The sequence below is a fragment of the Aminobacter ciceronei genome (genome assembly GCF_014138625.1).
Taxonomy (GTDB): Bacteria; Pseudomonadota; Alphaproteobacteria; order Rhizobiales; family Rhizobiaceae; genus Aminobacter; species Aminobacter ciceronei.
In genome coordinates this window covers 41,950-56,586 of sequence record NZ_JACJHY010000018.1, presented here as the reverse complement: position 1 = coordinate 56,586, position 14,637 = coordinate 41,950, and the positions used below count along the sequence as shown (strand labels likewise).

14 protein-coding genes are annotated in these 14,637 nt (G+C 63.6%); 6 read left to right on the top strand and 8 right to left on the bottom strand.

Going from position 1 to position 14,637, the window contains the following annotated elements:
- Positions 1-85: 85 nt before the first annotated feature.
- Together HNQ95_RS18540 and HNQ95_RS18535 are read left to right on the top strand one after the other, a co-directional pair.
- Positions 86-1,162, top strand: coding sequence for a substrate-binding domain-containing protein (locus tag HNQ95_RS18540; RefSeq protein WP_182574899.1), 1,077 nt, complete (start codon positions 86-88; stop codon positions 1,160-1,162).
- Between the two features lie 408 nt (positions 1,163-1,570).
- The gene (locus HNQ95_RS18535; RefSeq protein ID WP_246340859.1) at positions 1,571-2,338 is read left to right on the top strand and encodes an autoinducer binding domain-containing protein; all 768 of its coding nucleotides are present in this window, start codon (positions 1,571-1,573) and stop codon (positions 2,336-2,338) included.
- Here the strand turns inward: HNQ95_RS18535 and HNQ95_RS18530 are convergent.
- The 5 genes from HNQ95_RS18530 to traA form a co-directional block, all read right to left on the bottom strand.
- Positions 2,325-2,666 (bottom strand): transcriptional repressor TraM, encoded by a 342-nt coding sequence (locus HNQ95_RS18530; RefSeq protein WP_182574898.1) that lies wholly within the window; start codon positions 2,664-2,666, stop codon positions 2,325-2,327. The genes HNQ95_RS18535 and HNQ95_RS18530 overlap by 14 nt on opposite strands.
- A 442-nt stretch (positions 2,667-3,108) precedes the next feature.
- On the bottom strand, positions 3,109-3,720 hold the full coding sequence (locus HNQ95_RS18525) for a TraH family protein (protein ID WP_182574896.1): 612 nt from the start codon (positions 3,718-3,720) through the stop codon (positions 3,109-3,111).
- Between the two features lie 14 nt (positions 3,721-3,734).
- Complete coding sequence (locus tag HNQ95_RS18520; protein WP_182574894.1) at positions 3,735-4,970, bottom strand: conjugal transfer protein TraB; 1,236 nt, start codon at positions 4,968-4,970, stop codon at positions 3,735-3,737.
- The gene (gene traF / locus HNQ95_RS18515; protein WP_182574892.1) at positions 4,891-5,421 is read right to left on the bottom strand and encodes a conjugative transfer signal peptidase TraF; all 531 of its coding nucleotides are present in this window, start codon (positions 5,419-5,421) and stop codon (positions 4,891-4,893) included. Before traF ends, HNQ95_RS18520 begins: the two co-directional genes overlap by 80 nt.
- Complete coding sequence (traA, locus tag HNQ95_RS18510) at positions 5,418-8,720, bottom strand: Ti-type conjugative transfer relaxase TraA (protein WP_182574890.1); 3,303 nt, start codon at positions 8,718-8,720, stop codon at positions 5,418-5,420. Before traA ends, traF begins: the two co-directional genes overlap by 4 nt.
- Positions 8,721-8,971: 251 nt before the next feature.
- Here traA and traC point away from each other — a divergent pair, with 251 nt between their 5' ends.
- Genes traC through HNQ95_RS18490 form a run of 4 tightly spaced genes read left to right on the top strand, consistent with a single transcriptional unit; the run spans position 8,972 to position 12,584 of the window.
- Positions 8,972-9,259, top strand: coding sequence for a conjugal transfer protein TraC (traC, locus tag HNQ95_RS18505; protein ID WP_182574888.1), 288 nt, complete (start codon positions 8,972-8,974; stop codon positions 9,257-9,259).
- A 4-nt stretch (positions 9,260-9,263) separates the two neighbouring features.
- A complete protein-coding gene (traD, locus tag HNQ95_RS18500; protein WP_182574886.1) occupies positions 9,264-9,479 on the top strand; it encodes a conjugal transfer protein TraD in 216 nt (71 codons plus the stop codon).
- The gene (gene traG / locus HNQ95_RS18495; protein ID WP_182574884.1) at positions 9,466-11,388 is read left to right on the top strand and encodes a Ti-type conjugative transfer system protein TraG; all 1,923 of its coding nucleotides are present in this window, start codon (positions 9,466-9,468) and stop codon (positions 11,386-11,388) included. The genes traD and traG overlap by 14 nt, the downstream gene beginning before the upstream one ends.
- Complete coding sequence (locus HNQ95_RS18490; RefSeq protein WP_182574882.1) at positions 11,385-12,584, top strand: DUF1173 domain-containing protein; 1,200 nt, start codon at positions 11,385-11,387, stop codon at positions 12,582-12,584. The genes traG and HNQ95_RS18490 overlap by 4 nt, the downstream gene beginning before the upstream one ends.
- A 246-nt stretch (positions 12,585-12,830) precedes the next feature.
- Here HNQ95_RS18490 and HNQ95_RS18485 read toward each other — a convergent pair whose 3' ends face one another.
- The 3 genes from HNQ95_RS18485 to HNQ95_RS18475 form a co-directional block, all read right to left on the bottom strand.
- Positions 12,831-13,217, bottom strand: coding sequence for a hypothetical protein (locus HNQ95_RS18485; RefSeq protein WP_210283812.1), 387 nt, complete (start codon positions 13,215-13,217; stop codon positions 12,831-12,833).
- Positions 13,218-13,596: 379 nt separating this feature from the next.
- Positions 13,597-13,815, bottom strand: coding sequence for a hypothetical protein (locus tag HNQ95_RS18480; RefSeq protein WP_210283811.1), 219 nt, complete (start codon positions 13,813-13,815; stop codon positions 13,597-13,599).
- 393 nt (positions 13,816-14,208) lie between these two features.
- Positions 14,209-14,469 (bottom strand): hypothetical protein, encoded by a 261-nt coding sequence (locus HNQ95_RS18475; RefSeq protein WP_182574881.1) that lies wholly within the window; start codon positions 14,467-14,469, stop codon positions 14,209-14,211.
- Positions 14,470-14,637: the final 168 nt, after the last annotated feature.

Sequence of the window (14,637 nt, the reverse complement as noted above, 5' to 3'; positions counted from 1 at the left end):
GCGACGAGATATGCACTGCGAACCCTATGCTAATCATCACAATATATGAATTGCACATCATATCCGACTCCGAGGCGAGAGGCGCATGATCCAAGTCGAGATCGAGCCGGTCTGGCGATTCAAACGGCGCGAAGACAGCCGGTCCCTGCGAATCATGCTGGACTTCCTCGCCGAGATCAGAACGACTGGAAAATTGACATCGGCTGCCGACCGGGCGGAAGTTTCCTATCGGCACGCCTGGAACTTGATCGAGAAATGGTCGGAATTCTTCGACATGCCGCTGGTGGTGCGGAAGCAGGGAAGCGGAACCCAGCTCACGCCTTTCGGAGACAAGCTGGTCTGGGCCGGGCAGCGCCTGGAGGCACGTCTGCGGCCATTGCTACAAAATCTGTCACAAGAGTTGGAAACCGAGATCAATCAAATGCTCCCGCGTGGACCTCTCGTGCTGCGTGTCCATGCGAGCCACGGCTTCGCCGTCCCCAAACTGCGCGATCTGCTCAGCCGCGAACCGGATATCGATGTCGATTTCCGCTATGTTAGCAACCAAAGCTCGCTTGCTTCGCTGGCCCACGATGGTTGCGACCTCGCCGGCATGCATCTGCCTCAGGGCGAATTGCGCAGGCGTGTCATCGCCGCCAGTAAGGGATGGCTAACGCCGAGTGCCCACCGGGTGATCGGCTTCGTTACGCGGGAAGTCGGCCTGATTGTTGCACAGGGCAACCCCCACGGTATCACTTCAATCAATCAACTGCCTGATGGAAACATCCGCTTCGTAAACCGGGATCCAGATTCCGGAACACGTCAACTGTTTGAACATCTCCTAGCTCAACAAAAAATCGACGGCACCCGCATCAACGGATACGAGCATGCCGAATTCACACATGCAGCTGTCGCCGCCTACGTTGCCTCAGGAATGGCTGACGTAGCCTTCGGGGTGGAGGCGGCAGCCGCGCAATTCGGTCTCGATTTTGTACGGGTACTGACGGAGGACTACTTCTTCGTCTGCCGCAAAGACATTCTTGAGGTGGATGCCGTCAGACGTGTACTCGAGGTCATGCGGAGCAGCGACTTCTACGACGCCATCTCGCGAATCCCCGGCTATAGGGTGAAAGACGCCGGGATGGTCAAAACGATTGGTGAGGTTTTTCGCCGGTCGGAATAGACCCCCTCTTGCGGAACTCTTGAAATTAAGGGCATGCCACCAAATGGACAGACCCGTCTGCCTCTTGTGTGCAGAAAGCTAGGATGTTGTAGTGAGGCCGACGATTTCGAGGTCTTAGTGGCAAATGGGATCTACAACTGAATCGGACACGGGCAAATTACCAGACGATCAGCTCGTTAGTTGGCGTGATCGTTCGTAGATTGCGGTGAGAGGCGCACCTGAAGGAGCTGTTCGACAGGAAAAAGTCGCGAGAAGTCTAAGCACTCGAACCGGGAATAGAGTTGCCCATGGCGGTCATTTCCGCCTGACATTGGTCAAGGCGTTTGTAGTCAGCCTGAGATTGCAAAGGGGTGGTTGTCGTCTGCCGACGCAGTGATAAAGACGGTCAAAATCAGCACAGAAGCGGGGATGATCTACAAGCTGGGGAAAGAACCTCTGCAACCACAAAATTTAGAACCGGAGATCGGGATTGTGAAAGTTTGGTTCGAGAACCTCATCAATGCTACTTCTATTGGAAGCTCGGACACACTGCTGAAAAGAATGCTGTCCGAACTGGCTTTTGAGCTTGGCTTTTCTGGATATGCATTTCCAAACGTGCGGCCGGTTAGTACGTACGCCGTTTCAAATTATCCGACGGATTGGCAGGCACGTTACCTCGCTCGCGACTACACGCTTGTGGACCCCGTGGTAGAAATGGCTCGAAAGACGATGAAGGCTTTCACATGGGCGGCAGGCAGTCCAAGACAAGCTGCTTCTAAGTCAGTCAGAACGTTCTACGCGGAAGCTGCGGACTTTGGCATCCGATCAGGGATCAGTATCCCTATTAGAACCGCATTTGGACATATGTCCATGCTCACCCTTGCTTCCAACAAGCAGTCTTTGTCGTTGAAGACTGATATCGATCAGATCGCCGCGGTCACATCCGTTGCGCTATTGCATGCCAGCTTTGAGCGTAACAAGGCTGAGCCGACCGCTGCGCGATCGGTCGAGTTGACGGCTAAGCAGGCGCTGTGCCTCAAATGGTCGGCCGAGGGCAAGTCGATGAGGGCAATCGCGACGATCGAGAACATGTCATACGGAAACGTCAATTTCCATATTAACAATGCAAAGAAGGCACTTGACGCGACGAGCCTCCCACAAGCCACTGCTCTCGCTACAAAACTCAAGCTGATCTAGAGCGTCTCGCGGTTTGCAGCTCGGCAGGAACGTCGGGGATGTAGCCGAGAACGTCGAGCAACGTCGACAGCAGCGCCTGGTGGGCGTGCAAGGCCATCATTGCGCTGACCCAGGCGAGCCGGGCTGCACCGACGGTCCTGTCATTCGCTTGCGGATTTTCGACATAGGGAGCTTCGAGCGCCTCTGCCTCGTCACGCAGGCGTCGATGCGTCCTGATTACCTCGACTGTGATGTGCTCCAGATCGCTCTTCGGCAGACCCTCGGCCAGGCCGACAACCGGTCTCAGCAGCAGTTTAGGCTCAGACCGAGCTTCGGTTACATAACCCATTGCAAACTCCCCCGGACGGTGTCCGCGGTGCGCCCCCGCCGACATGCATCCCTTGACCCCAAGCCGGGGGGTAGAAAACCGTGTCCACACGGTCCCGTGACCTTTAGCACCGAGGCACCTGGACATACGTCACAGGCCCCCGGCCATTGGCCAGAGGATCCTGGTGCCGTCACGGCCGACACCAACCGGTGGACAAGGGGTTTCTACACCCCGGGGCAGCGCGTACTACCCCGGTACCTCTATAACGAGGTGCGATCCCCATCGCCAGATCAAAGCTTTAGCCGAATTTGAGCAAAATTGAATGGGGCAGAACGTTGATCGTGGTACGACTATTTGGCGGGGCGTGGGTTCGGTCACCGCGCTCGAAATGTCCGGCGAATGCGAGCCGGCGCGCCGGGACGATGCCTGACTTGCAGATGTGAGAACATTGGCCGCGATGGGCTCAAGGAGCACGTCCGCCGATGCCAGACAGGTCGATGCGCATTCCTGCCTGGTTGGGATCATCCGCTGACGCCGCTTGGCCTCGCACCGGCTCGACTGAATCGGGCGCGATGTCATCCTCGCCTACCTGCGAGGAATTATCCTCCGTCGGCGCAGCAATTTCGACATCGCCGGGATCACGCTCGGAAAAGACGGCTTTCCCGTCGAAATACCCAGTCTTCCACGCATGGATCGCATCATCGAAGGCTTCGTCGACCGCGTTGCCATACCATTTCGTGACGATGCGATAGACCTTGCCGAACAGCGCCGTGCCCATGCGGATGTTCGCACAGGCGTCAACAAGATCGGCATCGAGTTCGGAGATGTCGGAAATACCGAGACCGGCGGGATACTGGGTGATGCCAACGCGGACCACAGCTTTGCCGACATGATCCCGCATGAGCGCCATTGCTTCGTCCGTCGTTGTCGGTTTCGGCAGCAGAACGAGCCGATCTCCCAAAGTGACAGTGACCGCGAGGGGATCGGGCGATCCAGCCTCGGCGATGAAGCGCTCGACGATCGTCACCTCGAGCGCCGGGTCGGCGCATGTCTCGATCAGGGCTGCATCGATCATCCCAGATATCCCGCTCAGATGTTGAAGGCGGTGACGAGCGGAATGCCGAAGAGCCGCGCCCAGGCCTCGGCGCTGGCTTTCTGGATGGCGACTATCGACGTCTCCTTTGTCCACCAGCCATTGCCGACGGCAACGATGACGCCCGGCGAATGGGCGGCCGACTGCAGGACCGGCCAAAGGATGAGCTGCTCGTAGCAGATCAACGGTGCGATCCTCGCGCCGTCGATCTCCGTGACCGGATTCGCAAAGAAGTGCGCCCTCGCACCGCCGCTTCCGCCGAGCCAAGGCCTCCATGGCTGCCACATGGAGACCGGGACCGGCATGCGTTCGCGGTAGAGGACTGCCGATGCGTCGGCCGAGATCCCGACCATGACGTTGTCGTAGCCGTCAGGCTCGACAATCGCCCCACCGGTCATCACGGTGAGAGGTGTACCACGCAGCTCTTTTTTCCAAAGCCGTTCCACCGTCGGCGACCAGAAGCCCAGTGCGCTTTCTGGAAGAATGACGACGCGGGCGCCCTCGCCCGCCTTCCGTTTTACGGCTCCAAGCAACTCCTGCTGCCGCTCCAGCGTGGCGTCACGGCCGAGGCTTTGCCCCAGCTCGAGATCGACGCCTGCCCATCCTGTCGGCGGGGTTAGAGTCGTCCAGGTCGCCGCCGACCAGAGCCAGAAGCCAGCCATGGCTAGTGCCGCAACCGGCCACCAACGCGTCGTCATGGTAAGCAGGCCGGCTGAGGCCGCCGCCAGACCCCACCATCCCCATTCTGGAAACACGACACCCGCGGCGGTGAGCGGATGCGCCCAGCCGACGATGCCGAAAGGTGGCACAGCCATCAGCACCGCCGCCGTAAGAAAGCTCAACGCCCTCCCCTTTCCCGGTCGACCTGTCCAGAACACCGTATGGATCAGGACAAACGCGGCCGACGCGGCAAACCACAGCGCCACTCCAGGGAGCGGATCGACGGCGTAGAAGTTGGCGACGCCCTGCGGCAGGCCACGAGAGGCAGCCAGGAAATACGCCGCCGACACCGCAGCCGCGACCAGACGCCTTGACGAACATGCCCATAACGCAGGGAACAGAAATGCGACCGGAAGGGCAAGCACGTTCCCGCTCCAGCCGACGACGCCGGTGACGATCGCCAAGACGATCAGCGCAGCTGCGTGCAGCCATTCAGGGATCCACGGTGAAGACCGGACGGGCGAGGCCGAGCACGCCGCTTTCCGGGATCGGTCCAAAGTACCGCGAGTCATAGGAGCCGACAAAATCCGAGTGCAGATAGAGGAAGCCGGTCGGGACGACGCCACCTGACCAGGCGTCGAGCGCCCTGCCCTCGGCGTCCGCGCGACGCATTTCGGAATGGTTGAGAGGCTGCCCGTCGACCGATACATGCTCGCCTATGTCGACCGCTTGGCCCTCCATCGCCACTACCGTTTTTATGAGTGGGCTGAACCAGTCGGGGCAAAGACCGCGGCGGACATAGCCGCGGGCGTATGCTGCGGCGAAGGCCGGCGTGATCGGCGGGCAGATGAAGACGAGATCGCCGTTGGCGACCGGTCGTTGCAGCGCCTCGATGCGCCACAGGCCGAGCGGATAGCTCGGCGTCAGATTGATACGCAAGCCGCCGAGCCAACCGGCGGCCGTCAGCGCGGACAGGAAGGCCGCTCCGGTGATGGCGAGTATGATGGCGCCGCGACGTCTCACTGCTTCAGCAACGAGCTCTGGCGTTGCGACAGGCGCAAATTCTCGCTCTGCTTCAGCGCTTCGGTCGTTCGCTCCTGGGCGGCGATCTGCTGGGCGGCGCGCATCACCGGCCAGGCTTCGGCGAGCTTCTGCTTCTCCGCCGGCGCCATGCCGTCGGCCACCTTGTCGAACAGCTTTCCGGATGGGCTTTTCGCCTCGCTCACCAGCAAGCTTCGTTGGCCAAAACGCTCGGCCACCGCCTTGGTGAAGCCGTCGATCTCGGTCTTGATCTCGCGATTGCTGACGGCGTAGCCGAGTGCTGCCGGCAGGTCGTTGCGGTCGATCGCGTCGCGCACGCGCTCCAGAACGCGATAGGCGTCGGACGAGAGCGCCGGTATGTCGATCGACGCGCGCCGGCGCACCGCCTGCTCCTCGGCCGCGATTTTCTCGCCGGCCGTCTGGCGAAGATCGAGATAGCGTTCGATGTCGCGCTTCAGCGCCGGGACATTCAGCTCGGCCACGCGCCGTTCCTCGCGCTGCGTCTTGCCGGCAAGAATGCCGGTTCCGCCCTTCAACGGCCCGATCGAGGCGGGTTCGCCGACGAGTTTCGCCAGCGTCTGCCGCGCGGTATCGCTGTTCGTCAGCACCGCGTCGAAATTCATCGCGCGGAAGGCCGTCTCCGGATCGGCGAACACGTAACGGAAGCGCGTCGAGACCTCCTCCCACTGCTTCTTCACGGCGGGGTCGGCATGAAGCTTCTCCTCGACAATGTCGGGAACGGATTTGGCGAACGTTTTGATGCCGGCGACCATGGGCCGTGCCTCCTTCAGTGAATGCGATTGTCCGGTGTCGAGCAGCCCGAGCCGGGCGCCGATCGCGCGCAGCCGATTTGCCGTGTCGGCAAGACGCTGCTTCTGGCGCAGCGTCCAGTCGAGCCGGTCGCGGACCAGCGTGCGGGCGACCTTGACGATGTGCATGCCGCGGTTCTCGGCGAAGCGCAGCGCCTGCCGGTAGAGCGTGCCGCGCTCGTAATCGAGCGTGGTTTCCTTGGCCCTCTTCCGTGACAGGATATGCTCAAGCCCGCCCGCCTTGGCGAAGGAGCGCTTGCCGTAATAGAGCGCCACATCCTCGCGATGGCGGGTCAACGCGACGTAGGTCAGGTGGCGATCCAGCGAGAGCGAAGCCAGCACCTTGACCCGGTCGACGGTCGCGCCCTGCGATTTGTGGATGGTCGTCGCATAGCCGTGATCGATATTGCGGTAGTGGCGCTGCTCGACCGCGACATGGCGTCGATCGGCGCCCTCTCCGAGCTCCGCGACTATGCGGCCGGGGGCCGCTTCGACGACACGCGCAATCATACCGTTCTTCACGCCGAGTGCGCCGTCGTTCTTCAGGAACACGATCTGGTCGCCAGCATCGAAGCTGCGCATCCCGTCTTCCGTCCGGAACGCGTGACCGGCTCCGACCACACCACGCTCGACCATCTTTTCGCGGGCAAGGCGATTGAGCTCGCGGACATCGCGGCGAAGATGCGCCAGGATCAGCGTCGACTTCGCCGGATCGTATTCAAGATCCCAGGCAGCGATCAGGCTGGTGATCGCCTGCGCCTTCAGCTTTTCTCCGATCACCTTGCCATGACCATTGTAGGCGCCGATGGCCTTGGCGACATTGCCACGCGCGAGGTCGAGCGATGCGGTGCGCATCCATTCCTCGCGTTGGCGATAGATGCGCTCCAGTTCGGCATAGCCGATGCGCTCGACAATGGCGCGGAAGGACGCGCCCGCCTCGATCGGCTGCAACTGCTCGGGATCGCCGATCAGCACCAGCTTGGCGCTGAACCGGACCGCCGTCTCGACGAAATACGCCATCTGCTTCGAGGCGACCATGCCGGCCTCGTCGATCACCATGACCGTCTTGTCGGTCAGCGCATCCCGTCCGTCCTTCCAGCGCAGTTCCCAGGAGGCGAGCGTCCGGCTTTCAATGCCTGCCTCCTTCTGCAATCCTTCTGCGGCCTTGCCGGCCAGCGTGCCGCCGATGACGCGATAGCCGGCAAGTTCCCATGCCTCGCGCGCGGCCTTCATCATCGTGGTCTTGCCGGCGCCGGCGCGACCGACGACGGTAGTGATGCGTCCGGCCTTCGTGACATGTTCGATCGCGGTTCGCTGTTCGTCGGAAAGCCGCTCATGGCGATCGAAGACGCTTTCCAGCACCGTCTCGCGAACGCCGTGCGTCGCCTTCACCGACAGCCAGATCGCCCGGTTTGCCATCCCGGCCTCGAGCCGGATCATCTCCCGCGTCGTGTAGCGGGACGGGATCTTGCGGCCGGTCTCGAAATCGACCGTGGGACGTTCCAGCCGCAGCAGATCCGGGCTCTGCAGGATACGCGTCATCAGCGCCTGGAAGGTCGCCGCATCGTCGACGTAGCGATTCAATACCCTGGCGATGTCGCGTTCGTCGAAGACGCTCATTTCGGAGGTCAGGAGGTCGAGCACGATCTCGGGACGCTTGAGGATCCGCGCTGCATTCGCTGACTTTCGCGTTTCGGCGATCTCGATGCGCTCCAGCGACGGCGACCATCCCTCACGCTCGGCCTTGCGCTGGATCGCCTTCGCGCCGGCGCCGATATGGGCGGTCGGCTCCAGCTCGATGCCACGCTCTGCATAGGAGCGGCCATCGACACGGATCTCCAATCCTGCGAGCGCCAGATGCTGGTTCTGGAGATCGAGCCAGCCATTGCGCTGTTGCAGGAATTCCTTCTTCTCGCCAGCCCATAGCCGGTATTGGATCTTGCCCTGTTTGTTGCGCAGCGGTTGCCCGTCCTCGCCCGCCACCGCGACCTTCTTCGGACCAAAGCCATTCTCGGTGAGCGGCCTCAGCGTCGTCATCAGATGGACATGCGGATTGCCCGGTTCGTCGTGATAGACCCAGTCCGCGACCTGCCCGCGCGCCAGAACCTGTTCGATCACGAACTGCCGCATCAGCGCGATGTTCTGCTCCTTCGACAACTCGACCGGCAGCGCGATGATGAACTCCTTGGCGAACTGCGCGTCCTCGCGCTTCTCGAAGGCCTCGACCGTGTTCCAGAAGGCCTCCGCAGCGCCCGCCACGGAACGATCGGCGATCAGCGCCCGCACCCATTGCGGTGCGTCCGGAGACAGCAGGAACTCCTCGTGGCCGAGATTACCCTTGTTGGAGAAATCGACCGTGCGGCCCTCGCTCTCATGCGTCATCCTTGCGCAATGCCGGTAGGCGGCCGCCAGCAACGCGCTGCGACCGCCGCTGCGACCGATGAGCTGGGGCGTAAAATGCGTGATCGCCATGGTAGGACCGGCTCCCGACGGAATACGAGCATCGTGTTCCTCGGAAGCGGCCCTGCCCGGGCCGGACTGAGCAGCACGTCGCGCCAGCGACGTATTACTGCGCCCTTGAACCCTTCCTTCGGAACGGCCGGGATGATCTCAAACCTGATCGGCTTCGCCGACTAGCATTTCTATTAGTCGCCGGACGCCTCCATTCGCGGGATTCTGCTCGCAGACAATCGACGGAAATGAGCACGGAGGCACAGGCGGAAATGAAGAAACCATCGTCGAAGATCAGGGAAGAGATCGCCAGGCTACAGGATCAGCTTCGGCAGGCCGAGACCCGCGAGGCCGAGCGCATCGGCCGCATCGCGCTCAGGGCCGGGCTTGGCGAGATCGAGATCGAGGAGACGGCGCTGCTCGCAGCGTTCGAGGAACTGGCGGGACGGTTTCGCGGAGGGAGCGATGGGAAGCAGGATAGGCGCGGCGGGGGTGGGCGCAAACCGGCCGCCACGGCGGTCACGCCTGGCGCGGCTTCGGGCGAGACTGGCGAGGGCTGAGCGCATGAGCAGGCTGGCGACATCGGAAGCCCGGAAGAAGGACACGCGCGAGAAGATCGCGCTTGGCGGACTGGTCCTGAAAGCCGGGTTGCAGGCCGGGCAACATGAACTGTTGCTCGGCCTGCTGGTGGACGGGCGCCGGCGGGCCGAGCGGGATGAGAGCGAGCGGGCGAGGCTCGTTGCGCTCGGAGCGGAGGCGCTCTGTCATGGCCGCGACTAGGCTCCTGCTCGCGACGGTCCCGGCCGGTCTGATGATCGCTAGTGCGATCGGCATGACCGGCATCGAGCAGTGGCTGGCCGGCTTCGGACAGAGCGACGGTGCGCGGATGACGCTGGGACGCGTCGGACTGGCTCTGCCCTATGCGGCGGCGGGAGCGGTCGGCATGATCTTCCTGTTCGCCGCGGCCGGCGCGGCGAACATCAAGGCCGCTGGTTGGAGCGTCGCGGCCGGCGGCTTGGCGACGGTCCTGCTCGCCGGCGGGCGCGAGATGACGCGGTTGTCCGGCCTCGCCGAGCGCGTGCCGCCGGATCACTCGGTATTCGCCTTTGCTGATGCCGCGACATTGATGGGAGCAGGTGCCGCGCTGTTCGCAGGCATCTTCGCCCTGCGTGTCGGGTTGCGCGGCAACGCCGCTTTCGCCGCGCCGGCGCCGCGCCGCATGCGCGGCAGGCGCGCGGTGCATGGCGATGCCGACTGGATGAAGATGCAGGAGGCGGGAGCGATGTTTCCCGACGCGGGCGGGATCGTTATCGGCGAGCGCTATCGGGTCGACCGCGACAGCGTGGCCGCGGTGCCGTTCCGCGCCGATGCCCGCGACACATGGGGCGCCGGCGGGCGATCTCCACTCCTGTGCTTCGACGGCAGCTTCGGATCCTCGCACGGCATCGTCTTTGCCGGATCGGGCGGCTTCAAGACCACGTCGGTGACGATCCCGACAGCGCTCAAATGGGGCGGCGGCCTGGTGGTGCTCGACCCATCCAGCGAGGTCGCGCCGATGGTGATCGAGCATCGCCGCAAGGCGGGCCGCAACGTGATCGTCCTCGATCCGACGGACCCGTCCACCGGCTTCAACGCCCTCGACTGGATTGGTCGCTTCAAGGGGACGAAGGAAGAGGACATCGTCGCCGTGGCAACCTGGGTGATGACCGACAATGCGCGGCAGACATCGATCCGCGACGACTTCTTCCGCGCCTCGGCCATGCAGCTCCTCACCGCGCTGATCGCCGATGTCTGCCTCTCGGGCCACACGGAGAAAGAGGAACAGACGCTGCGCCAGGTCCGGTCCAATCTCAGCGAGCCGGAGCCGAAGCTGCGCGAGCGTCTGACGCGCATCTACGAACAGTCGGAATCGGACTTCGTGAAGGAGAACGTCGCCGTCTTCGTCAACATGACGCCGGAGACTTTTTCCGGCGTCTATGCCAATGCGGTGAAGGAGACGCATTGGCTGTCATACCCGAATTACGCCGCACTGGTGTCCGGCAATGCCTTTTCCACCGACGATCTGGCGGGCGGCAATACCGACATCTTCATCGCCCTCGACCTGAAGGTGCTGGAGGCGCATCCGGGTCTGGCGCGCGTGGTGATCGGATCGTTCCTCAACGCGATCTACAACCGCGCCGGCGACGTCCAGGGCCGCTCGCTGTTTCTGCTCGATGAGGTGGCGCGGCTTGGCTATCTGCGCATCCTCGAAACCGCGCGCGACGCCGGCCGCAAATACGGCATCACGCTGACGCTGATCTTCCAGTCGCTCGGCCAAATGCGCGAGGCCTATGGCGGTCGTGACGCTTCGTCGAAATGGTTCGAGAGCGCGTCGTGGATCAGCTTCTCGGCGATCAATGACCCCGATACGGCCGACTACATCTCCAAACGCTGCGGCGACACCACGGTGGAGGTCGACCAGCTGAGCCGGTCGAGCCAGATGTCGGGTTCGTCGCGCACGCGTTCGAAGCAATTGACGCGGCGGCCGCTGATCCTGCCGCACGAGATCATGCGCATGCGCGCCGACGAACAGATCGTGTTCACGGCCGGCAACGCGCCGCTGCGTTGCGGCCGCGCGATCTGGTTCCGGCGCGACGACATGAAAGCATGTGTCGGCGAGAACAGGTTCCATCGGGAGAAGCCGACATGACCCGCCGCCTCCGCATCGGCGGCGTTAACGTCGCGGTCGACGGCGAGCCGCCGGCGAACCTGCTCGCCGACGCCTATGCGCGCCGCGAGCATCCGCTGTGCCTGTGCTGCCCCGAAGGCGTGGCGATGTATATCGCCCGCTTCGGGGCCCGGCACATTCTGAAGCGGATGCCGGGAACCGGCCTGCGCCACGACGTCGATTGCGACTCCTACGAGCCGCCGTCCGGCCTGTCCGGACTGGCGGCCGTGGAGGGCGAAGCGATCGTCGAGAATGTCGAGGACGGCACGACGGCGCTGAAGCTCGGCTTCAGCCTGTCGAAAATTGCCGGCCGCGCCGCGCCGGCGGCGAACGAAAGCCGCGAAGCCGGCGAAGCGAGAGCCGACGGCGCGCGGCTTTCGCTGAAGGCGACGCTGCATTTCCTGTGGGATCGGGCTGGCTTCAATCGCTGGCGCCCGGCGATGGCGGGACGGCGCAACTGGGCCGTGCTGCGCAAGTTCCTTCTCGACGCCGCCGCCGTCTCGACGGCGAAGGGCAGGCCGCTGGCGCATGCTCTTTATATACCGGAGATGTTCGACGCGAAGCGCGAGGATGCGATCGTGCGCAGGCGCGCCGAGCTGCTGAGCCGGGCGATCCAGTCGGCCGGCAACAGGCGATCGCTGGCCATCCTGATCGGTGAGGTCAAGGAGATCGCGCCGTCGCATATCGGCGCGCGGCTGGTGGTGAAGCATGCGCCACGCTTTCCCTTCATGCTGGCCGAGGATGTCGAGCGCCGCATGAAGAAGACCTTCGCCAACGAGCTGGCGCTGTGGGACGCCAATGCGGACTCGCATCTGGTTGCCATCGCCACCTTCGGTATCGGCGCGGCCGGCGTCGCCACGGTCGAGGCGATTGCCTTAATGACGGTCAGCGAGAACTGGATTCCGGTCGAGACCGGCTATGAGGCGATGTTGGTCGAGCGGCTGACGAAGCATGGCGCGGGCTTCGTGAAGTCGCTGCGTTACAACCTTCCCGCCGCCCAGCCGATGGCGAGCCTGGTGCTGGCGCGCGCGGACGGCGGGTCGACCGCGCTCTATCTCGTGCCCGCCGACGCCGATGCCGCGTTTCGCGAGCGGCTCGCAGAGCTGATCGGTGAAAGCGGTATGTCGGCATGGGTGTGGGATATCGCCAACGGACCGATGCCGGACCTTCCCTTTTGAGCGGCGGCCGAAGGCCGCATCCGGGAGAGGGATAGGGGTTTGGGGAAAGGGAGGAGGGAAACCGTCCCCTTTCCCCATGGGAGGGTGTTTGAGGGAGGGGCTTGCCCTTCCCTCATGGGGTGAGCCTGAGAGGGGCGGCTTGCCCCCCTTTCATCAGCCCTGCCGGCCGGTCGATCCGGCCGGCAGGGCTCCCAGTGCAAAAGGAGATTCGACAGGCGGCCGAAGCCGCCTGTCGCTGGCGGACCGCTACCAGTCCGGGCCGTGCAGGCGCTCGTAGTCGCCTTCTACGTCCTCGTCGATGCCGCTGACGTCAAGCTGCGCCAGCGCGCGGATCACCGCCGTGACGGGATGATTGCCGATCTGCGCCCGGCGCTGCGCCACCAAGATGCCGACGGCGGTCTCGTCGGCCTCGATCGCCCGGATCGCATCGTCCATGTCGTCATGAGGACCAAGGTTCTCGACCGGCTCGTAGTCACCGTACTCGTCGTCCCAGCGACCACGGATGTAGATCGGCGCCCTCGCCAGATCCTCGGCGGCCCGTTCCGCCTCGCGGATGAGCCGGAAAGCCTGCTTGCGCTGCCGCCAGTATTCGGCGCTGCCGCCGTCGACGCTGATGAAGTTGCGGTGTGTCATGGAGGTCTCCTTTCGTCTCTGACGGAAGGAGCCCGCACCGGCGCGTCGAGGGGTCCAGGATCGCGAAGCGACCGCCAGCGGCGGCGAGCGGGGGAGCCGATTTTGTCGACGGACGCCCCGGCGGACGGCGGCAAAATTGGGGGGACCGCGATGTCCTTGACGCCGGGGAGGCGGTGCGACAATGGGCGGTCAGAGAGAGAAGAGCCCGCGGCCCGACCAGGGCCGCGTCCGCATCGGAACGAGGAGGTTGGAGAGGTTGCTGCACCCCCGTCGAAGATGAAGCTCTTCGATCATCAGGACGACACGGACGGCGCGCTCGTGCGCCTTGCGCGCACGAAGCACAGGCGCGGCTACAGGGAGGTGTGACGGCAGTCTGTGCTCATTCGAGCTGATCGAGAATTCCGGTCTTCGACAACCGCTCTTCGTCGTCGTGACCGATGACCTCGTAGTCGTCCGATTTCCAGTCGAACTCACCGTTCCAGACGTCGCCGAGGTGAGCCCAACTGCCATCTGGCCAGAGCGCAATGTCCTCCGGATCGGGGCGACGAGGTGCTTTGTGGGAGGCGCCTGCGGGGATGGAATTGCGATTGAAAGCCATATCGGAATGTCCTTTCGCTCGGTCGGGCCGCGCCCATCGCGGCCTCGATGGTGGTGTAAGGACCGGCGGCGATCGAGCGCGCACCCGAAGGGCCGGAACGGAGTGGAGGGCGGCGGGGTCCGGGCTTTTTGCTTCGCGCTGCAAAGCCGTAGGCGGCGGAAAAAACCCGGATCCCGCCGTTGCGTGACGGCAATCGAGACGCAGTCGTCCGCCGGTCATACCAATCCAGAGAGGTCGCGGTGGGCGCTCCGTTGCCCGTGTCGGCGAAAGCGGCTGATTCCGTGAGGCATTCACAAGACATCGGGCCGGTCGACCGCCCGGAGGTCATGTCGCCGACGTCGCGCGGATCGCAGGAAAAGAAAGGGAGACGGCCCCCACTGCCTCCCTGGGAGTTCAGACGCGTGCAGCGATGAACGCGATGCCCATCTGCCGCCGGATGGTGTCGAGGATGTCCGCGAGACCCTCCAGTTCCGCAGCCGGGACGATGGCGTATTCGAGACCGACCCGGCACGTCTCTCCCTCGAAGACGACATCCTCGAAGATCCGATCCAGCAGCGAGATCGGCCCGCACTCGACCCACACGCGGCTGACCAGAACATCGTCGCGGATGGCGGCGATGGCGGGGATGAGATCGATTGCGTTGAAGGTGTTCATGGGAAGTCTCCTTTCGTCTTTTGACGGAAGGGGTCCGCGCTGTTGCCTTGAGCGGGTCAAGGACCGCGGCAGCGGCCGCGATGCGGCGAGTGGGGGAGCCGGTTTTCTGACCCGGACCGGAAAGGTCCGGGGCTGAAAATTGGGGGCACCGCTCGTCCTTGAGGCGCG